Annotated in this window: 16 protein-coding genes, 2 rRNA genes and 1 riboswitch; of the genes, 15 read left to right on the forward strand and 3 right to left on the reverse strand. The window is 48.7% G+C overall.

All coding sequences use genetic code 11. The features are described 5' to 3' along the window. Positions 1-59 precede the first annotated feature (59 nt). The 5 genes from KAI36_RS03920 to KAI36_RS03940 all read left to right on the forward strand — a co-directional run bounded on the left by KAI36_RS03920 (position 60) and on the right by KAI36_RS03940 (position 6,963). A 23S ribosomal RNA gene (locus tag KAI36_RS03920) occupies positions 60-2,987 on the forward strand. A gap of 151 nt (positions 2,988-3,138) precedes the next feature. Further along, positions 3,139-3,255, forward strand: a 5S ribosomal RNA gene (gene rrf / locus KAI36_RS03925). 214 nt (positions 3,256-3,469) lie between these two features. Continuing rightward, the gene (locus tag KAI36_RS03930; RefSeq protein WP_220027007.1) at positions 3,470-4,462 is read left to right on the forward strand and encodes a ketoacyl-ACP synthase III; all 993 of its coding nucleotides are present in this window, start codon (positions 3,470-3,472) and stop codon (positions 4,460-4,462) included. 129 nt (positions 4,463-4,591) lie between these two features. After that, complete coding sequence (locus tag KAI36_RS03935; protein WP_220027008.1) at positions 4,592-6,727, forward strand: DNA topoisomerase III; 2,136 nt, start codon at positions 4,592-4,594, stop codon at positions 6,725-6,727. A gap of 98 nt (positions 6,728-6,825) precedes the next feature. Next, the gene (locus KAI36_RS03940; protein ID WP_023987042.1) at positions 6,826-6,963 is read left to right on the forward strand and encodes a hypothetical protein; all 138 of its coding nucleotides are present in this window, start codon (positions 6,826-6,828) and stop codon (positions 6,961-6,963) included. Between the two features lie 183 nt (positions 6,964-7,146). Here the strand turns inward: KAI36_RS03940 and KAI36_RS03945 are convergent, their stop codons facing one another. Together KAI36_RS03945 and KAI36_RS03950 are read right to left on the reverse strand one after the other, a co-directional pair. Further along, entirely contained in the window at positions 7,147-8,316 is a 1,170-nt protein-coding gene (locus KAI36_RS03945) for a type II asparaginase (protein ID WP_220027009.1), read from the reverse strand. Positions 8,317-8,674: 358 nt separating this feature from the next. Continuing rightward, the gene (locus KAI36_RS03950) at positions 8,675-8,803 is read right to left on the reverse strand and encodes a DUF4023 family protein (protein ID WP_023987044.1); all 129 of its coding nucleotides are present in this window, start codon (positions 8,801-8,803) and stop codon (positions 8,675-8,677) included. Positions 8,804-8,996: 193 nt separating this feature from the next. Here KAI36_RS03950 and KAI36_RS03955 point away from each other — a divergent pair, with 193 nt between their 5' ends. The 5 genes from KAI36_RS03955 (at position 8,997) to purB (ending at position 13,403) form a co-directional block, all read left to right on the forward strand. After that, positions 8,997-9,260 carry a DUF1294 domain-containing protein gene (locus tag KAI36_RS03955; RefSeq protein ID WP_220027010.1) on the forward strand — a complete coding sequence of 88 codons (264 nt, stop codon included), beginning with the start codon at positions 8,997-8,999 and terminating at the stop codon, positions 9,258-9,260. 148 nt (positions 9,261-9,408) lie between these two features. Beyond that, a complete protein-coding gene (locus KAI36_RS03960; protein ID WP_023987046.1) occupies positions 9,409-9,843 on the forward strand; it encodes a universal stress protein in 435 nt (144 codons plus the stop codon). A gap of 351 nt (positions 9,844-10,194) precedes the next feature. Continuing rightward, positions 10,195-10,296: riboswitch (purine riboswitch) on the forward strand. Positions 10,297-10,444: 148 nt separating this feature from the next. Continuing rightward, positions 10,445-10,930, forward strand: a complete 486-nt coding sequence (purE, locus tag KAI36_RS03965; RefSeq protein ID WP_023987047.1) for a 5-(carboxyamino)imidazole ribonucleotide mutase — start codon at positions 10,445-10,447, stop codon at positions 10,928-10,930. Then, complete coding sequence (purK, locus tag KAI36_RS03970; protein WP_220027011.1) at positions 10,927-12,102, forward strand: 5-(carboxyamino)imidazole ribonucleotide synthase; 1,176 nt, start codon at positions 10,927-10,929, stop codon at positions 12,100-12,102. The genes purE and purK overlap by 4 nt, the downstream gene beginning before the upstream one ends. A gap of 2 nt (positions 12,103-12,104) precedes the next feature. After that, a complete protein-coding gene (gene purB / locus KAI36_RS03975; RefSeq protein ID WP_013308794.1) occupies positions 12,105-13,403 on the forward strand; it encodes an adenylosuccinate lyase in 1,299 nt (432 codons plus the stop codon). A gap of 347 nt (positions 13,404-13,750) precedes the next feature. Here the strand turns inward: purB and KAI36_RS03980 are convergent, their stop codons facing one another. Next, a complete protein-coding gene (locus KAI36_RS03980; protein WP_220027012.1) occupies positions 13,751-13,897 on the reverse strand; it encodes a hypothetical protein in 147 nt (48 codons plus the stop codon). Between the two features lie 292 nt (positions 13,898-14,189). Here KAI36_RS03980 and KAI36_RS03985 point away from each other — a divergent pair, with 292 nt between their 5' ends. The 5 genes from KAI36_RS03985 to purF are packed head-to-tail and all read left to right on the forward strand — an operon-like array spanning position 14,190 to position 19,756. Then, a complete protein-coding gene (locus KAI36_RS03985) occupies positions 14,190-15,071 on the forward strand; it encodes a phosphoribosylaminoimidazolesuccinocarboxamide synthase (protein WP_025719826.1) in 882 nt (293 codons plus the stop codon). 58 nt (positions 15,072-15,129) lie between these two features. Continuing rightward, positions 15,130-15,375 (forward strand): phosphoribosylformylglycinamidine synthase subunit PurS, encoded by a 246-nt coding sequence (gene purS / locus KAI36_RS03990; RefSeq protein WP_013308797.1) that lies wholly within the window; start codon positions 15,130-15,132, stop codon positions 15,373-15,375. Positions 15,376-15,379: 4 nt separating this feature from the next. Beyond that, positions 15,380-16,069, forward strand: a complete 690-nt coding sequence (purQ, locus tag KAI36_RS03995) for a phosphoribosylformylglycinamidine synthase subunit PurQ (protein ID WP_013308798.1) — start codon at positions 15,380-15,382, stop codon at positions 16,067-16,069. After that, positions 16,047-18,290 (forward strand): phosphoribosylformylglycinamidine synthase subunit PurL, encoded by a 2,244-nt coding sequence (purL, locus tag KAI36_RS04000; RefSeq protein ID WP_220027013.1) that lies wholly within the window; start codon positions 16,047-16,049, stop codon positions 18,288-18,290. Before purQ ends, purL begins: the two co-directional genes overlap by 23 nt. Continuing rightward, positions 18,275-19,756 (forward strand): amidophosphoribosyltransferase, encoded by a 1,482-nt coding sequence (gene purF, locus KAI36_RS04005; RefSeq protein ID WP_220027014.1) that lies wholly within the window; start codon positions 18,275-18,277, stop codon positions 19,754-19,756. The genes purL and purF overlap by 16 nt, the downstream gene beginning before the upstream one ends. Positions 19,757-19,759 lie beyond the last annotated feature (3 nt).

Genomic DNA, 19,759 nt, shown 5'->3' on the forward strand with positions numbered 1-19,759 from the left:
TTCACACGTAAGTGTTGAACTGAAATTCAAAGCAAATCGTATTTACGATGTAAATACTAGGTTAAGCTACAAAGAGCACACGGAGGATGCCTAGGCGCCAGGAGCCGACGAAGGACGTGGCGAACAACGATAAGGCCTCGGGGAGCTGTAAGCAAGCTTTGATCCGGGGATGTCCGAATGGGGAAACCCGGCTGTCTTCATCGACAGTCACTTTCTGCTGAATACATAGGCAGAATAGAGGCAGACCAGGGGAACTGAAACATCTAAGTACCCTGAGGAAGAGAAAACAATAGTGATTCCGTCAGTAGCGGCGAGCGAACGCGGATTAGCCCAAACCAAGGAGCTTGCTCCTTGGGGTTGTGGGACGTCTCACATGGAGTTACAAAGGAACCGGTTAGATGAAGAGGTCTGGAAAGGCCCGCCAGAGAAGGTAAAAGCCCTGTAGTTCAAAACTTGTTCTCTCCGAGACGGATCCCGAGTAGTGCGGGGCACGTGAAACCCCGTATGAATCCGGCAGGACCATCTGCCAAGGCTAAATACTCCCTGGCGACCGATAGTGAAGCAGTACCGTGAGGGAAAGGTGAAAAGCACCCCGGAAGGGGAGTGAAATAGATCCTGAAACCGTGTGCTTACAAGAAGTCAGAGCCCGATCTATGGGTGATGGCGTGCCTTTTGTAGAATGAACCGGCGAGTTACGTTCCCGTGCAAGGTTAAGGTGAAGAGCTGAAGCCGCAGCGAAAGCGAGTCTGAATAGGGCGAATGAGTACGTGGACGTAGACCCGAAACCGGGTGATCTACCCCTGTCCAGGGTGAAGGTGCGGTAACACGCACTGGAGGCCCGAACCCACGCATGTTGAAAAATGCGGGGATGAGGTGGGGGTAGCGGAGAAATTCCAATCGAACCCGGAGATAGCTGGTTCTCCCCGAAATAGCTTTAGGGCTAGCCTCGGAAAAAAGAATCGTGGAGGTAGAGCACTGATTGGGTGCGGGGCCCGCAAGGGTTACCAAGCTCAGTCAAACTCCGAATGCCATAGATTTAGTTCCGGGAGTCAGACAGTGAGTGCTAAGATCCATTGTCGAAAGGGAAACAGCCCAGACCATCAGCTAAGGTCCCCAAGTGTGTGTTAAGTGGGAAAGGATGTGGAGTTGCACAGACAACCAGGATGTTGGCTTAGAAGCAGCCACCATTGAAAGAGTGCGTAATAGCTCACTGGTCGAGTGACTCTGCGCCGAAAATGTAACGGGGCTAAACACACCACCGAAGCTATGGCTTGATGCTTGCATCAGGGGTAGGGGAGCGTTGAATGCGGGTTGAAGGTGTACCGTAAGGAGCGCTGGACTGCATTCAAGTGAGAATGCCGGTATGAGTAACGAAAAGATCTGTGAGAATCAGATCCGCCGAAAGCCTAAGGGTTCCTGAGGAAGGTTCGTCCGCTCAGGGTAAGTCGGGACCTAAGGCGAGGCCGATAGGCGTAGTCGAAGGACAACAGGTCGAAATTCCTGTACCACCGTAATCCGTTATGAGCAATGGGGTGACGCAGTAGGGTAGTGACGCGGACTGATGGATGTCCGTCTAAGCAGTGAGGCTGGTGTGTAGGCAAATCCGCACATCGTTAAGGCTGGGCTGTGATGGGGAGCGAAAATTGTAGTAGCGAAGGTCATGATCTCAGACTGCCAAGAAAAGCCTCTAGCCAGGAGAAGGTGCCCGTACCGCAAACCGACACAGGTAGGCGAGAAGAGAATTCTAAGGCGCGCGGAAGAACTCTCGTTAAGGAACTCGGCAAAATGACCCCGTAACTTCGGGAGAAGGGGTGCCTCGGTAGGGTGAATAGCCCGAGGGGGCCGCAGTGAAAAGGCCCAAGCGACTGTTTAGCAAAAACACAGGTCTGTGCGAAGCCGCAAGGCGAAGTATACGGGCTGACGCCTGCCCGGTGCTGGAAGGTTAAGGGGAGTGGTAAGCCCTTCGGGGCGAAGCTATGAACCGAAGCCCCAGTAAACGGCGGCCGTAACTATAACGGTCCTAAGGTAGCGAAATTCCTTGTCAGGTAAATTCTGACCCGCACGAATGGCGTAACGACTTGGGCGCTGTCTCAACGAGAGATCCGGTGAAATTTTAATACCTGTGAAGATGCAGGTTACCCGCGACAAGACGGAAAGACCCCATGGAGCTTTACTGCAGCTTGATATTGAATTTGGGTACGATCTGTACAGGATAGGTGGGAGCCGTTGAACTTTGAGCGCCAGCTTGAAGGGAGGCATCCTTGGGATACCACCCTGATCGTATCTAGGTTCTAACTTGGTACCGTGATCCGGTGCGAGGACAGTGTCAGGTGGGCAGTTTGACTGGGGCGGTCGCCTCCTAAAGAGTAACGGAGGCGCCCCAAGGTTCCCTCAGAATGGTTGGAAATCATTCGAAGAGTGCAAAGGCAGAAGGGAGCTTGACTGCGAGACCTACAAGTCGAGCAGGGACGAAAGTCGGGCTTAGTGATCCGGTGGTACCGCATGGAAGGGCCATCGCTCAACGGATAAAAGCTACCCTGGGGATAACAGGCTTATCTCCCCCAAGAGTCCACATCGACGGGGAGGTTTGGCACCTCGATGTCGGCTCATCGCATCCTGGGGCTGAAGTAGGTCCCAAGGGTTGGGCTGTTCGCCCATTAAAGCGGTACGCGAGCTGGGTTCAGAACGTCGTGAGACAGTTCGGTCCCTATCTGTCGTGGGCGTAGGAAATTTGAGAGGAGCTGTCCTTAGTACGAGAGGACCGGGATGGACGTACCGCTGGTGTACCAGTTGTTCCGCCAGGAGCACCGCTGGGTAGCTATGTACGGAAGGGATAAGCGCTGAAAGCATCTAAGCGTGAAGCCCCCCTCAAGATGAGATTTCCCAGTATGTAAGACCCCTTGAAGACGACGAGGTAGATAGGTTGGGGGTGGAAGTGCAGTAATGCATGGAGCTGACCAATACTAATCGGTCGAGGGCTTATCCTAAAATAAAACGCAAATGAGTTTCGGATCCAGTTTTCAGGGTGTAACCTTGAAGGTATGTACAAGTGACATACGACAAGCGCATGGCTATTCATTCACACGATAAGTGATGAACCGAATAACCGTACGGTAGAATTTACAATGTAAATTCATGTTTGGTGGCGATAGCGGAGGGGTTCCACACGTACCCATCCCGAACACGACCGTTAAGCCCTCCAGCGCCGATGGTACTTGGACCGCAGGGTCCTGGGAGAGTAGGACGTCGCCAAGCAACAAACAAAAGAGACCATGATCTTCTGAAGATCATGGTCTCTTTTTTGCGTTAAAAGGCAGAGGAATTTTATTTAAAGCGAGTTTGTTATAAGTTCAACTGGATAAGTGGATATTAACTAGTAAATAAGAAGACGTTTTTAAAATAATTTAGTACCAGGTATTAGTATCTGGTGTTATAATGTGAATAAGGATTACAAAGGAGAGTGATCAAATTGTTGAATTCAAAAGCTAAGCTTACGGCCTTTGGCACTTATGTGCCTGAACGCATTTTGACAAACGCCGATTTGGAGAAGCTTGTGGACACTAGTGACGAGTGGATTGTACAAAGAACGGGTATGCGTGAAAGACGAATTGCGGCTGAAGATCAATATGTATCTGATTTATGTATACAAGCTATTACACGTATGATTAACCTGTATGACGTAAATATAAACGATGTTGAGATGATCATTGTAGCGACTAGTACACCTGATTACTACTTTCCAAGCACGGCTTCACGTATTCAGGCTCATTTTGATATTCCGAACACGGGGTCAATGGATATTAGTGCAGCATGTGCAGGTTTTTCCTATGGACTTCATTTGGCAAATGGCCTTATTACGGGTGGTCTGCATCGTAAGGTGCTAGTAGTGGGAGCCGAAACGTTGTCCAAAATTACAGATTATACGGATCGGACGACGTGTATACTTTTTGGAGACGGTGCAGGAGTTGCACTTGTTGAATATGACGAGGATGAAGGATCATTTTTAACTTCTGATATAGGTACTTATGGGCAAGGGGGAGCACATCTTTACCGTGTGGGATTATCTGATCATTTGGATGGAGAGAAGCTGCAAGACCATGGATTTATTGCTCAAAATGGACGTGAGGTTTATAAATGGGCTGTTCGCTCTGTTCCAACGGGAATCGATCGATTATTGGATAAGGCAAATATGAAGAAGGAGGATCTTGACTGGTTTGTCCCTCATAGCGCTAATTTGAGAATGATCGAGTCCATATGTGAAAGAAGTACAGTACCTTTGGAAAAAACGCTGACCAGCGTAGAGTTGTATGGTAATACATCGGCGGCATCCATCCCGTTGGCTTTGCAGTGTGGTTTGGATGATGGACGTTTACGGTATGGACAACATGTGTTGTTATATGGATTTGGGGGAGGCCTCACCTATGCGGGGCTGCTATTAAAATGGAGTGTGCCTGATTTGTAAGTTATCCTAACCGATGTAGAAGCAATAGCAATAGTATGTAGGATCATGTTAATAAGAGCCGTTGGCATTAGAATTTATCGTAAGATGGCAGGATGGTATAATTAACACTATGAGAGAAAGGAGCGTAACATGAAGGTATTGGTATTGGCAGAAAAACCGTCTGTGGCCAGAGAGATTGCACGTGTGATGGGTAGCCGCGAGAAGCATAAAAGTTATATAGAAGGACCCCAGTACGTGGTGACTTGGGCACTGGGACATTTGGTCGGCTTAGCAGAGCCGGAGGATTACGATTCTAAGTATGCGACCTGGAATTTGGAGGACCTGCCTATTCTTCCGAAGAGTTCAAAGTTAAAGGTGCTGCGCGAAAGTAATCACCAGTTCAAAGCTGTGCAGCAGCTCATGAAGCGGCAGGACATTGGAGAGCTTATCGTGGCAACAGATGCTGCTCGTGAAGGAGAATTGTTGGCACGCTGGATCATCCAAATGGCAAACTGGAAAAAGCCCTTCCGGCGCTTATGGATCTCCTCGCAGACGGACAAGGCGATTAAGGCAGGTTTTGCAAAGCTAATGCCTGGTCAGCAGTTTGATCGTTTATATGAATCGGCTCGCTGTAGAGCTGAAGCAGACTGGATGATTGGTCTCAATGTAACTCGCGCGTTGACTTGTCGTTATAACGCCCAACTTTCGGCTGGAAGAGTGCAGACGCCAACGCTGGGGATGATTATGGGGCGTGAGAAAGAAATTACCGAATTCCGTTCTCAGGAATATGATACTTTGACGGCGGATTTCGGCGATTTTCAGGCAACTTGGCGGGCAGAGAGCGGGGATTCACGCATGTTTGACCGCACTCAAGCAGAGGCTTTGCGCCGCAGGCTTGAGGGGGCCAAAGGCACAGTTGCGAGTGTTAAAAAGAGCGAAAAGAACGAGCCTCACCCGCTAGCGTATGATTTAACGGAGCTGCAAAGAGATGCTAATCAGCGCTATGGCTTTTCGGCTAAACAGACGTCTAATCTGCTTCAGCGTCTGTATGAACAGCATAAGCTGGTGACCTATCCACGTACGGACAGCCGTTATCTGACATCCGATATGGTGGACACACTTAAGGAAAGGCTCAGTAGTGTAGCAGTAGGTCCATATGCTTCCTTGGCACGTCCGCTATTGCGTAACAACCTACCAATCACAAAGCGAATTGTGGATGACAGTAAAGTCACGGATCATCATGCGATTATTCCTACTGAGCAGACATTATTGCTTAATCAGTTGAGCCCGGAGGAACGTAAACTGTATGATCTGATTGCACGACGTTTTATCAGTCTATTCTATCCGCCTGCACGTTATGATGCTGTAGCCGTATCAGTAACGGTGGAGCAGGAGACGTTTCAGGTAAAAGGCACAAATGTAAAAGATAGCGGATGGCGTGCTGTATATGACGCGAACCATTATGATATGGATGATGAAGAAGCAGAGGATCGGGAAAACAATGGACGAGGCGTTATTTTACCTGAGCTGCAAAAAGGAGATTCAGTCCGGTTACAGCGTTGTCTTGTACGAGCTGGGCGAACGATGCCGCCGAAGCGGTATACAGAAGCAGCCTTGCTCGCTCAGATGGAAAAGCATGGACTGGGTACTCCTGCTACCCGCGCAGATCTGATCGAGAAGCTTGTCAGCTCGGATACGATTGAGCGTCAGGGGAACGTGATGCATCCCACGGGGAAAGGTAAGCAACTGATTGAACTGGCAGCTCCACAGCTTCGAACGCCCGAACTGACGGCACGTTGGGAAGCGGAGCTGGAACGGATTGCTCGTGGTCAAGGACAACCGGAACCGTTTTTGAATTCTATTCGTGCTATGGCGAAAGAGTTGGTTTCCACTGTAAAAAATAGCAGTGCGGAGTACAAGCCCCACAACGTGACGAATAGTCATTGTCCTGATTGTGGTACAAAGCTGTTGGAAAAGAAGGGCAAGAAAGGAAAGTTCCTTGTATGTCCAAGTGCGGATTGCGGTTACCGTCGTTCAGGGGAAAAACGTTTGTCCAATCGACGTTGTCCGCAGTGTCATAAGAAAATGGAAATGAAAGAGGGCAAGGCAGGGCTATATGTAAGATGCCTGCCCTGCGGCATTACTGAGACGTTGGATACGGACAAGCAACGGGTAAACAAACGGGAACAGCAAAAGCTAGTAAGACAATTTGAAAAACAGGAATCTTTTGGCTCCAGTTTGGGTGATTTGCTAAAAGCAGCGATGGAACAAAAGCAGGGCAAATAACGGATGACCAAAAGTGCTGTAGTCAACATAATCAGCAGGTATACGTCGGTATAAAAACGATCACTCCTTGGCATGGTAATCCGAGGAGGTGAGTATTTATGCCCAAGCATAAGTCGCTTAAAATCAATAATCAGCAAAATAAATCAAGTATTCTGGAGGAAGAAATCGCTCCTCATCCAGAGAAGCAAGCGAAATATCCTCCAAGCTTGAATGGGATTCCCAAACAGCAGTCTTGATGCTACATGGGAGGAACAACGAATTACTGTTTAAGACCAAGACGATTGGATATCAGATGAAATAGTTACTAATGCTAGAATTGTCTCGCAAAAAAAGAAGCAGCAGTTACGGTGGTCAACCGTAATCGCTGCTTCTTTTTCATAATAAAGATGATCTATTTATTTGATTTGGGATGACTGCTTTTAGTATTCATTAAAAAAGGATTGAATTTGGTTAACATCGTGTGTTTGGGTCAAAGCAAGCATGAGCAAAATCCGTGCTTTTTGCGGATTAAGCGAATCGGTCGACACAAAGTTCGATGCTGCGTCTTTTGTTGACGGGGACACAACTCCACTTCCCACGCGGCTGGAGCGGGCAATAATAACTCCTTTTTTACCTGCGGCCTCTGCGCCTTCTGAGGAGGTCTTGGACAAGGAACCATTACCGGAACCAGCTACGACAATACCCTTGGCACCAGCTGCTACGGCTGCATCATACAGATAGCGACCATTGTTTTGATACTCGTATAAAATATCTACTTGCGGCAGTTGAGTCAGGTTAGAGATGTCGAATACAGAAGAAGTCGTATGCTTGTGCGTGGATTTGTTGTAGTAGTACACTTGATCACCCACAACAGCTCCAAGGTATCCCTGCTCTACAGACTTGAACGTATCGACTGCTGTTGTGTTCGTTTTGGTGATGTATCTTGCTGCACCGATACGGTCGTTCAGCAGGACGAGTACACCCTGACCTTTAGAGGCCGAAGCCCCGGCGACTTTCACTGCATTATACAGGTTGAAGGGACCATCGGCACTGATGGCAGTAGCTGGACGCATAGAGCCAACGACAACTACTGGCTTATCGCTTTTGATAACAAGAGTGAGGAAATAAGCGGTTTCTTCTAATGTATCTGTGCCATGTGTAATGACAATGCCGTCTACATCGTCTCTGGCAAGCAATTCATTGGTACGTTTGGCAAGTTTTAAGAGGATTTCATTATTAACGTCGGGGCTACCTACATTAACAACTTGTTCACCACTGACATTTGCAATACTTTTCATCTCAGGAACGGCATTGATCAAGGTTTCCACACCTAACGCTCCTGCTTTGTAGCCGGTCGTATCAGTATTGACGGAAGATGATCCTGCAATGGTCCCTCCCGTGGCAAGTATTTTAATATTGGGTAAATGATTGGTTTGAGGATTTTCGGATGTGTCCGACGTAGTAGTGGTAGAAGCAGGTGCAGTTGTGCTGGTTGTTGTAGCTGCTGCCGCAGCCGCAGCGTTGGCGGTAAATCCACCACTCCATAAGGTACTACCGAGAATAAAGCTAGCCAACAGGGGAATCATCGTCATTTTTTTCATGTTAGTCATATAAAGCTCCTCTCCAATCTTAAACCTCAAATATTAATGATAGATTAACTGACAAATATTTTGTCGAATTGCGTTAATATCACGAATTATAGGGTGTAAAATTGTTTTTAGTCAACACTTATGTTAGAAAATATGACTTTAGAACTTATTTATTATAAATGTAATCGCTTTATTGTGTGTGGAAGTGTATTTGAAAAACAAAACAACAAGCAGATATCTCATAAGGAGTCTGCTTGCTGTTATTGTGGAAGCTAAACAACGGAGTTTACCTTGTACTCAATTCTCAGGAAAAGCTGCAAGGTTAAGTTGATACTATACGTTAATAACGTGGCTATACAGCTTAATACAGATTCCTTGATCAAGGATTGTTGGTATGCTGTTTTGTAGGCAAGCTGGCGCTGGGAGTTCCTTTTCCTCGTTTACGGTTGCGTTCTGCTTTTTTTGCATTTTCTCGCAGCTTTTCAACGTATTCATGGGTGCTTTCCATCGTAGTTCCTCCTTTAAGACGAAATAGATGCACTCGGGGAGCGCCCTTATGCCACCTTACTATTTCCGCAAAAGCACTATCCAAGTCAGGGGAGGCGTTGTTTCTGTAAAAGGGGTGGGGTTATAATGAGGGGGGAGAGCGCTATATAAGGCCTAATCCTGAACTTGGTAGGTGTGCAAAAGGAGGAGAGACATTGCAGACAGGCTTGTTGGTATGGCTGCTGTTTATCAATGCAGTAGGCTATCTGGTAATGTCGGAGGATAAAAAGAGAGCACGTAAACATCGCGATCGTGTACCTGAACGGACGTTATTTTTCCTGGCCCTGATCGGGGGAGCATTAGGCGTGCTAATTGCCATGTACCGTAAACGCCATAAAACACGGCATATGAGCTTCAGATTAGGTATTCCTGCGTTGCTATTCATGAACGCATTGCTGTATGGGTATTTTTTACAGTAAAGGGGAGGAGTTTAGGTTCTCATAGGGAAGTTTAATGATGAGTGAGAAGACTACTCCAGCCATCCAGTGATGACATGGCATGAACAACAACAGGAATACATATTTTAGGCATTGAATCAACAAACTGAATGAGGAAGAGGTGCGTATTATGCTATTTTCAAAAATATTGCTTGCTTATGACGGTTCGGATGCATCCAACAAGGCTTTGTTGAAGGCGACTGAATTGGTCAAGGCATCACCGTCCTCACAGCTTGAGGTGGTAACAGCATTTGATTTTCCACGGATTTTTATGGGCGAAGGTTTGGCTCCAATTCCAGCTTCGGTGAATAAAGAATATTACGATTTGGCCGAACAAACTACAGATGAAGTTAAAAAGCGGCTTGCTGAGCAAGGCGTAGATGCCAAGGTGGAGCTCATTCAAGGTTCGCCAGCCGAAGTCATTTTGGATTATGCCAATGAGAATGACTTCGATGTGATTGTGATCGGTAGCCGCGGTTTAGGTGGTATCCGTGAATTCGTATTGGGTAGCGTAAGCCACAATGTGGTGCAGCATGCGCGTATTCCTGTGCTGGTCGTAAAATAACTGAATAAAAAAGTAAAAGTCGGTTTACTGCCTGTATAGGGAGTGCCGACTTTTACTTTTTGTCATTGGAATGCGGTGCGCTCGCTGTTATCAGGATAGGTGAGAGATAGCTAAATGTAATACAATAGTCCAGACCAATGGGTATATAAGGGTGTTGATTTTGTTAAACACGAACATTCTATTGTATGATTATTATAATGTTCGTTTTCAAGTTGACATAAGGTGTAGGGAATTGTTAAACTAGGAAGTGTATTGTCGATAAAAAATGAACTTTAGGTACAATTTAATAAGGTACACATGTTTGAGCCGAAACTGACCACGATCATACTTGTAAAGAATATCGTTGGGTATGGAGTAGGCACAATGCTAACTCGTATAATGCCGGGGATATGGCCCGGAAGTTTCTACCTGGAAACCTTAAATTTCCGGACTACGGGAGACATACGGCTGAAGCCGCATTGGATGCGGTGGAAGAGGCTTGCTTTTGGCATGCCTTTAAGAGGCTCTGTCGTTTGTTTTTTCGTAGTCCGGTGTCTTGAAAATAACGTTATTTTCGAGTGCCGGATTTTTGGCGCTTATTGATAAACAGGGAGTGAAGGACATGTCAGTGCAGGTCGCTGTCATTATGGGCAGCACATCAGACTGGGACACCATGCAGCATGCATGTGCTGTGCTGGACGAGCTTGAAATCGGATATGAGAAAAAAGTAGTTTCAGCCCATCGTACACCGGATTTAATGTTTCGTTTTGCAGAAGAGGCCGCCGGGCGTGGACTAAAGGTCATTATTGCTGGAGCGGGTGGGGCTGCGCATCTGCCAGGGATGGTGGCTGCGAAGACATCCTTGCCGGTCATTGGTGTGCCTGTTCAGTCGAAGGCTCTGAACGGTCTGGACTCCCTGCTCTCCATTGTGCAGATGCCGGGTGGTATTCCGGTTGCCACTGTGGCAATCGGTAAGGCAGGTGCTACGAATGCAGGGCTGCTGGCAGCACAAATATTAGGCGCTTTTGACGAAAAGATAAGCCAGCGGGTTTTGGCGAGACGCGACCGTATCCGTGATGAGGTGCTGGAAGGCAGTGACTCACTATGAATGGGGCATGTGAACCCACAGGCTGTATCCGACCTCCTGGTACAACGATTGGACTTTTAGGAGGCGGGCAATTAGGAAGAATGCTTGTACTGGCGGGAACCAATCTAGGATATCGCTTTGTGACACTGGACCCTACACCGGATAGCCCATGTGGACAGGTGTCAGAACAAATCCGCGCTGCCTATGATGATGAGCATGCAGCCAGAGAACTGGCTGAGCGGTGCGATGTGATCACGTATGAGTTTGAAAATGTGGACGCAGGTGTGGCTGCACTTTTGGAACAGGAATCCAGCGTTCCGCAAGGCAGCAGTCTTTTGTACACAACACAGCATCGTCTGAGAGAAAAGCGTTCTATTGAAGCTGCTGGTGTCCCTGTCGCTCCGTATCGTGAAATCAGTAGTCCTGCGGATATGGTTCAAGCGGTAGCTGAACTGGGTGTACCGTGTGTGCTCAAGACAGCAGTCGGTGGTTATGATGGCAAGGGACAAGTGGTCATTCGCCAACCGGAGGAAGCCACGGCTGCCTACAAACAACTGGCAGGAGGCGGTGCGGAACTGGTATTGGAACAGTTCATCCGTTTTCGCTGCGAAATCTCGGTGATTGTAGCTCGCAGCACGAACGGTGAAGCCAAAGCCTTTCCACCTGCCGAAAACATTCACGTGAACAATATTTTGCACACGTCGATTGTGCCTACGCGTGTGCCAGAACCTGTCCAGGAGGAAGCACGCAAGTTGGCGCTGGCTGTGGCAGAGTCGCTGGGTGCGGTGGGACTGCTCGCTGTGGAGATGTTTGTCACCGAAGATGGACAATTGTACGTTAATGAGTTGGCACCACGACCGCATAACTCCGGCCATTACACGATGGAGGGATGCGCGACGTCGCAATTCGAGCAGCACATACGTGCGATTTGCGGTTTACCCTTGGGCAGCACGAAGCTGCTGACTTCCGTCGTGATGGTCAATGTGTTAGGTGAGCATTTGGAGGACGTGGTTCGGCGGTTTGCGCAATCGGATGTTGAAGCTGAAAGATTGGATGTTGTACCCAAGCTGCATTTGTATGGAAAAAGTGAAGCCAAGCCAGGCCGAAAGATGGGACATATTAATCTATTGTGCCAGGATGCGGAACAAGCGCTGGAATGGATTGAACAAACCAATATTTGGGGGAATAAATAGTCATGATCGAACGCTATAGCAGACCGGAAATGAGAGCGATTTGGACGGAAGAAAATAAATTTAAAGCGTGGCTGGAAGTAGAGCTGTGTGCCTGTGAAGCTTGGGCGGAATTAGGGGTTATTCCAAAAGAGGATACCGTGGCTTTGCGTAAGAATGCAAGTTTTGATATTGAACGGATCTATGAAATTGAGCAGGAGACAAGACATGATGTCATTGCTTTTACCCGCACGGTGTCCGAAAGTCTTGGAGACGAGCGCAAATGGGTACATTATGGTTTGACCTCCACAGACGTAGTTGATACGGCACTGGGCTACCTGTTAAAGCAGGCAAATGAAATTCTGGAACGTGATATCTTGAATTTTATTGAAATTTTGAAGGAAAAGGCATTGGCTTACAAGCATACACCGATGATGGGGCGCACACACGGAGTACATGCTGAGCCAACAACGTTTGGACTGAAGATGGGATTGTGGTACGAGGAAATGAAGCGCAATCTGGAACGCTTTCGTTTTGCGGCTGACCAAGTACAATACGGTAAAATGTCCGGTGCAGTTGGGACATATGCCAACATTGACCCGGCTGTAGAAGAATTTGTATGCCGCAAGTTGGGCACCAAGCCTGCACCGATTTCTACACAGACGTTACAGCGCGACCGTCATGCAGAATACATGGCAACATTAGCGTTGATCGCCACATCGTTGGACAAATTTGCTACAGAAGTCCGTGCTCTGCAAAAGAGTGAGTTCCGTGAGGTGGAAGAAGCCTTTGCCAAGGGTCAAAAAGGATCTTCCGCGATGCCGCATAAACGCAATCCGATCGGAAGTGAAAATATCTCCGGTCTGGCACGCGTGATTCGTGGGCATATGGTATCGGCGTATGAGAACGTAACCCTGTGGCATGAACGCGACATTTCGCATTCTTCCGTAGAACGCATCATTCTGCCGGATGCAACGATGCTGTTGAACTACATGCTGAACCGTTTTGGTAATATCGTAAAAAATCTGACGGTCTTCCCTGAAAATATGAAGCGCAATATGGCCCGTACGTACGGCGTACCGTTCTCCGGTCGTATTATGACGAAGCTGATCGACAAAGGCTTTAGTCGTGAAAAAGCTTACGATACTGTGCAGCCGCGTGCTATGCAGGCGTGGGAAGAGCAACGCCAATTCCGCGAAATCGTCGAGGCGACCCCGGAAATTACTGCCGTGCTCAGCGCAGACGAAATCGAGGACGCGTTCAACCCAGCCTGGCATCTGAAGAACGTGGATACGATCTTCAAAAAGCTGGGATTAGGGGAGTAGGAGGGAAGGTTGGCGCTTGGTGAGGCCGCTGCGCGAACGGATCATTCTTCCGATTGCTGTTGCCCCTGGATTCCTGTGATTGTATAAGACCAGATATTGGCTGGAATCCAGAGGCAAAGGCAAGCGCTGACGCTTCTCCAGAACGATTCCGTCCGCTCCGCTGCTTCCAGCACCAACCTTCGTGAGGGAGCAGAACTAGGGAAGGTACGGCACATAAGATACCGCACCACCCCGAAGAACGATAGAAAAGCGTGTTCCACTGTTTTTCTATCGCAAAGCAACGTGCTCGTGAGGGCTGCCGAATTTGCGTAGCAAACAGCCTGCGGTCCTCACGAGAACGCGCAGGCTCAAGAAGCGAAGCCTCGAGCTACCGTATCCGTGCGCAGCGTAGCACATGCGCACAACAGGCGAAGCCCAATGCTCGCTGCACGGCCACGGGCCGAATGGTTTGGCGGTATGTAGACGCTGAACCACGGTCGAGCTGTAAGCGGCATAAAACTTGTCGCTTAGAGTTGGAAGCGTTAATGCGTTGTTAATACGTAAAAACGTCGCTCTGAGCCAGCATAAAAGCGTTGCTTGATGAAAGTTTGTGCCAACAAGCCTTCATCAAGCGGAACGCGCTCATACCACCCCAGCTACAAAATAGACGGCCCCACCCCCCTCACCAGCCGACCCTTGCGGGAGTCCCGAGGGCAGCAGCCCTGGGGGTCCTCCCTGAGGGGAGGATTTAGGAGGGGCAAGGTTGATTTAGGAGGGGAAATACTCTTTTGAAAGAGGTGTAATGAAATGTCATTGTCTACTGCCGAAGGTCTGATCCATGCGCCGCTCTTGTACAAAGGCAAGGTGCGTGAACTGTATGATCTCGGAGAGCATTTTCTGATTGTCGTTACGGACCGAATTTCGGCTTTTGATTATGTGTTAGAGCCACCCGTGCCCGAAAAGGGGAACGTGCTGAATAAACTCAGCGCTTTCTGGTTTGAGCAGACGAAAGACTTGTTGGAAAACCATGTCGTGCACACCGATGTGAACAAGCTCGGGCATGTGATCGACGAACAGAATAAAGAGTTGCTGAAGGACCGGATCATGGTCACGCTGAAGGCTGAACGCATCGACATTGAGTGTGTGGTGCGCGGATATATTACCGGAGGCGGATGGCGTCAGTATGAGCAGAACGGTGAGGTGAACGGCATTCCATTGCCAGAGGGGCTGCGTAAAAATGAGCGCTTTCCCAAGCCTTTATTTACACCGGCTGCAAAAAATGATGTTGGACACGACGAGGACATTTCCCTTCACCAAATGAAAGAACTGGTCGGGGTTGAACTAACAGGTGAGCTTGAAGAAAAGAGCTTGGCGTTGTACGAATTTGCACGTGCTTTCTGCGAGAAGCGGGGAATTATTTTAGCCGATTGCAAGTTTGAGTTTGGTCTTGTTAACGGTAAGGTGATTTTGATTGACGAAATTTTCACTCCAGATTCATCCCGTTTTTGGGCGCAGGAAAAGTATGAGCTGGATGTTGAGATTGACAGTATGGACAAGGAGCCGGTACGAAGCTATTTGGCATCATCCGGTTGGGACAAGAATAGCAAGCCCGATCCGTTGCCTGCTGAGGTCGTAGAAGAAACAACTGCAAGATATACGGATATTTGGCGGCGTCTGACGGCACAGTAAATAGTAATCATAATTCAACCAATAGGATTCACTCATTCGGAGGAGGAACTGAAGGAACATGATGAAAGCAACAGTCTATGTCACGATTAAGCAAAGCGTTTTGGACCCGCAGGGGGTTGCGGTGCAAGGCGCACTGCATTCTATGGGTTTCGGAGAAGTGGACAGCGTCAGAATTGGTAAGTATATGGAATTGAATCTGGATACAACAGACCGCGAGAGTGCTGAAAAGCGCATCATTGAGATGTGCGAAAAGCTGTTGGCCAACACGGTCATTGAAGACTACCGCTACGAACTGGAGGGCTGATTCCATGAAATTTGCAGTTCTGGTTTTTCCGGGCTCCAACTGTGATATTGACTGCTATAAGGCGGTAGAGGACACAGTCGGTGAACCTGTCGATTATGTTTGGCATACTGCGACGGATCTGTCGCCTTATGATTGTATTCTTGTTCCAGGAGGCTTCTCCTACGGGGATTACCTGCGTTGCGGCGCGATTTCCCGGTTTGCTCCGGTGATGAAGGAAGTTGCCAAAGCGGCTGCCGAGGGCAAATATATTTTGGGGATTTGCAACGGTTTTCAAATTCTGACCGAAGCTGGGCTGCTGCCAGGGGCTTTACGCCGTAATCTGTCGATGAAATTCCTATGCCGGGATACGGTGTTGCAGGTTGCGAATAACCAAACACCTTTTACAAAAGATTACGCTGCTGGTGAAGAGATCGTCATTCCGATCGCCCACGGCGAAGGCAACTATTACTGTGATGATGAGACGCTGGCTCGTTTGCAGGCGAACAATCAGATTGTATTTAAGTATAAAGATAATCCTAATGGTTCCGTGACGGATATTGCAGGGATTTGTAATGAGCAAGGTAATGTGCTGGGCATGATGCCCCACCCGGAACGCGCGGTGGACGCATTGCTTGGAACAGATGACGGCAAACGTATGTTTACATCTATTTTGAACGCTTGGAGGGATCGACATGGCGCAGCAAGTGTCCGCTAAGGAACCGACGGCAGAGCAGGTTGCCGAACATAAACTGTATCAGCAGATGGGTGTATCGGACAGTGAATATGCGTTGATCTGTGAATTCATGAGACGTCAGCCGAATTATACGGAGATTGGCGTATTCAGTGTCATGTGGTCAGAGCATTGTGCTTATAAAAACTCCAAGCCGCTGCTGCGTCGTTTTCCAACGAGCGGTCCGCGAGTTCTGATGGGACCCGGCGAGGGCGCAGGCATTGTAGATATCGGTGACAACCAAGCGGTTGTATTTAAAATCGAAAGCCATAACCATCCGTCGGCTGTGGAGCCTTTTCAAGGGGCGGCGACTGGGGTAGGCGGTATCATTCGTGATATTTTCTCCATGGGTGCAAGACCAGTTGCGGTGTTGAACTCTCTGCGTTTTGGCAAGCTGGAGAGCGACCGTGTGAAATATTTGTTCGAGCATGTGGTATCTGGTATTGCGGGATACGGGAACTGTATCGGTATTCCGACTGTAGGTGGCGAGGTTGTATTTGATGAAAGCTACGAAGGCAATCCGCTCGTTAATGCAATGTGTGTCGGACTGATTGACCATGATAAAATCCAGCGTGGTGTTGCTAAAGGGGTCGGTAACCCGGTGTTCTATGTGGGCCCGCCGACAGGTCGTGATGGGATTCACGGAGCGACATTTGCATCGGTTGAACTGACGGAGGAATCTGAAGCGAACCGGACTGCGGTTCAAGTAGGCGATCCTTTTATGGAGAAGCTGGTTATGGAATCCTGTCTGGAACTGATCGACAGCGGTATTGTGCTGGGTATTCAGGATATGGGTGCCGCGGGGCTTACCTGCTCCAGCGCGGAGATGGCGAGTAAGGCTGGCAACGGCCTGGAGCTGTATCTGGATCAGGTACCGCAGCGTGAAGAGGGCATGACACCTTATGAAATGATGCTATCCGAATCACAGGAACGGATGCTGTTCGTAGTAGAGCCTAAGGATGAAGCACAGGCACTGGAAATTTTCGAGCGCTGGGGCGTTATTTGTGCCAAGGTCGGTAAAGTGACGGATGACGGTCGTTTGCGTTTGTTCCATCACAATGAAGTGGTCGGGGATATGCCAGTGACGGCGCTGGTTGACGAGTGTCCGATTTATGACAAGCCTTCCGAAGTCCCTGCTTATTATGAGCAAAATGCTGCTATTGACACACTGCGTTATGCAGAAGTGACGGATTTGAACGGTGCGTTGAAAAAGGTGCTGTCATCACCAAGTGTAGCCAGTAAGAAATGGGTATACGAGCAGTATGACTACATGGTACGCACGAGTACAGCCGTTCGTCCGGGATCGGATGCAGCTGTAGTGACTGTACGCGGAACTCGTAAGGGGCTCGCCATGACGACAGATTGTAACGGACGTTATGTATACCTTGATCCAGAGGTAGGCGGACGGATTGCAGTCAGCGAAGCAGCGCGTAACATTGTATGCTCCGGCGGCGAGCCGTTGGCGATTACGGATAACCTGAATTTCGGTAACCCTGAAAAGCCGGATATTTTCTGGCAAATGGAAAAAGCCGTGGACGGTATGGCAGAAGCTTGCCGTGTACTGGATACACCTGTCATCGGAGGCAATGTCAGCTTGTACAATGAAAATGCCAAAGGCTCCATCTATCCGACGCCTGTTGTCGGTATGGTAGGTCTGGTACATGATACAGATCATATTACGACACAAGGCTTCAAAGCCGAAGGTGATGTAATTTTCCTGGTGGGGGAAACGAAGGCCGAGCTGGGAGGCAGTGAGTTCCAAGCTGTCGTACACGGTGTATCCGAGGGACGCCCGCCTGAGCTGGATTTGAACGTAGAGAAAAAACTGCTGACTGCGGTACTGGGAGCGATTCAGGGTGGATTGGTACAATCTGCGCATGATTTGGCAGAGGGCGGATTGGCTGTAGCGCTTGCGGAATCCGGGATTAGCGGCGGATTGGGAGCACAGGTCAACGTAGAAACGAGCTTGCGTCCTGACCATGCGTTGTTTAGCGAAACCCAATCCCGTATTTTGTTATCTGCATCGCCGGATAAAGCGTCTGCTTTGGAAGCACATCTGCGTGGTGTGGAAGTGCCAGTTACCGTATTAGGAAAAGTTGAAGGATCACAATTGACAGTTGAGGTGAACGGACAACCCGCTTTAAACGAGGCAGTCGCCAGTTTGAAGCAAATCTGGGAGGATGTCATTCCATGTCTGATGAAATAACAGCACGGACGTTGTGGACTGGAGATTATTATAATGAAGGCTCTGGTAAAGAGGGGCTGTTTGATAAATTAAAAGAGGAATGCGGCGTGTTTGGAGTATACAGACACTCCGATGCCGCTTCCCTAGCATATTACGGATTGCATGCACTCCAGCATCGCGGGGAGGAAAGTGCAGGCATCTGTGTGAGCAGTGGCGACGAGTTCCATTATCATCGTGGAATGGGTCTTGTAAAAGAAGTATTCAATAAAGATTTGATGGCTTCGCTGACAGGCGATATTGCCATAGGACATGTGCGCTACTCGACAAGTGGAGACAGTAAGCTAACGAATGCACAGCCTTTGGTGTTTAAGTATCGTGATGGGGATCTAGCGGTAGCGACGAACGGAAATATCGTGAATGCTTTGCAAATCCGGCATGAGCTGGAGCAGGGCGGGTCTATTTTTCAAACGACCAGCGATACAGAAGTAGTGGCGCATTTGATCGCACGATCGTCCAAGGATTTAGTGGAGGCCGCGAAAGATGCATTGAAGCGTATTGTCGGCGGATTTGCTTTTCTCATTATGACCAATGATAAACTGCTGGTCGCTTCTGATCCCAATGGCTTGCGTCCGTTGACGATGGGCAGATTAGGTGATGCATATTTGTTTGCTTCCGAAACCTGTGCTTTGGAAACGATTGGGGCAGAGCTGTTGCGCGATATCGAGCCGGGTGAACTGTTGGTGTTGGACAAAAATGGTCTGCACGAAGACCGTTACAGTGAAGGCAAGCATCGTAAAGCACTGTGCGCGATGGAATATATTTATTTTGCCCGTCCTGACAGTGATTTGAATGGTTCCAATCTTCATGCTGCACGCAAAAGAATGGGGAGCCAGATGGCGCTGGAAGCTTTTGTCGATGCGGATCTGGTGACGGGAGTGCCGGATTCCAGTATTTCGGCTGCGATTGGTTATGCAGAGCAGACAGGTATTCCTTATGAGCTGGGTATGATTAAAAATAAATACACTGGACGTACCTTCATTCAGCCGAGTCAGGAGCTACGCGAGCAGGGTGTGAAAATGAAGCTGAGCGCTGTACGCCGTGTTGTTGAAGGTAAACGAGTCATTATGATCGACGATTCTATCGTACGGGGCACCACGTCCCGTCGAATCGTGAATATGCTGCGGGATGCGGGCGCGTTGGAAGTACATGTACGTATTACCTCACCGCCTTTCAAAAACCCGTGCTTCTATGGCATCGACACGCCAGATCGTCGGGAACTGATCGCTTCATCCAAAACCGTCGAGGAAATTCGTGAGGAAATTAACGCCGATTCGCTCTACTTTATGAGCGCCGAGGGTTTGATTGCCGCTGTAGGTGGATATAACGAAGAGGATTACAAAGGCGGCTTGTGCCTAGCCTGTTTCGATAATGATTACCCGACTCAGGTAGATTTCAAAGGTGAAGAAAAGTTCGGATGTAGTTGTTGAGAA

Origin of the sequence: Paenibacillus sp. S02, assembly GCF_019454065.1 — a bacterium.
Lineage (GTDB): Bacteria > Bacillota > Bacilli > Paenibacillales > Paenibacillaceae > Paenibacillus > Paenibacillus polymyxa_B.

What these genes read in the sequence shown, in the direction of transcription:
- KAI36_RS03935 (WP_220027008.1), top strand. Translation starts at nt 4,592, where the DNA reads ATGAAGGTATTGGTATTGGCAGAAAAACCGTCTGTGGCCAGAGAGATT.
- KAI36_RS03940 (WP_023987042.1), top strand. Translation starts at nt 6,826, where the DNA reads ATGCCCAAGCATAAGTCGCTTAAAATCAATAATCAGCAAAATAAATCA.
- KAI36_RS03945 (WP_220027009.1), bottom strand. Translation starts at nt 8,316, where the DNA reads ATGACTAACATGAAAAAAATGACGATGATTCCCCTGTTGGCTAGCTTT.
- KAI36_RS03950 (WP_023987044.1), bottom strand. Translation starts at nt 8,803, where the DNA reads ATGGAAAGCACCCATGAATACGTTGAAAAGCTGCGAGAAAATGCAAAA.
- KAI36_RS03960 (WP_023987046.1), top strand. Translation starts at nt 9,409, where the DNA reads ATGCTATTTTCAAAAATATTGCTTGCTTATGACGGTTCGGATGCATCC.
- purE (WP_023987047.1), top strand. Translation starts at nt 10,445, where the DNA reads ATGTCAGTGCAGGTCGCTGTCATTATGGGCAGCACATCAGACTGGGAC.
- purK (WP_220027011.1), top strand. Translation starts at nt 10,927, where the DNA reads ATGAATGGGGCATGTGAACCCACAGGCTGTATCCGACCTCCTGGTACA.
- purB (WP_013308794.1), top strand. Translation starts at nt 12,105, where the DNA reads ATGATCGAACGCTATAGCAGACCGGAAATGAGAGCGATTTGGACGGAA.
- KAI36_RS03980 (WP_220027012.1), bottom strand. Translation starts at nt 13,897, where the DNA reads ATGCCGCTTACAGCTCGACCGTGGTTCAGCGTCTACATACCGCCAAAC.
- KAI36_RS03985 (WP_025719826.1), top strand. Translation starts at nt 14,190, where the DNA reads ATGTCATTGTCTACTGCCGAAGGTCTGATCCATGCGCCGCTCTTGTAC.
- purS (WP_013308797.1), top strand. Translation starts at nt 15,130, where the DNA reads ATGATGAAAGCAACAGTCTATGTCACGATTAAGCAAAGCGTTTTGGAC.
- purQ (WP_013308798.1), top strand. Translation starts at nt 15,380, where the DNA reads ATGAAATTTGCAGTTCTGGTTTTTCCGGGCTCCAACTGTGATATTGAC.
- purL (WP_220027013.1), top strand. Translation starts at nt 16,047, where the DNA reads ATGGCGCAGCAAGTGTCCGCTAAGGAACCGACGGCAGAGCAGGTTGCC.
- purF (WP_220027014.1), top strand. Translation starts at nt 18,275, where the DNA reads ATGTCTGATGAAATAACAGCACGGACGTTGTGGACTGGAGATTATTAT.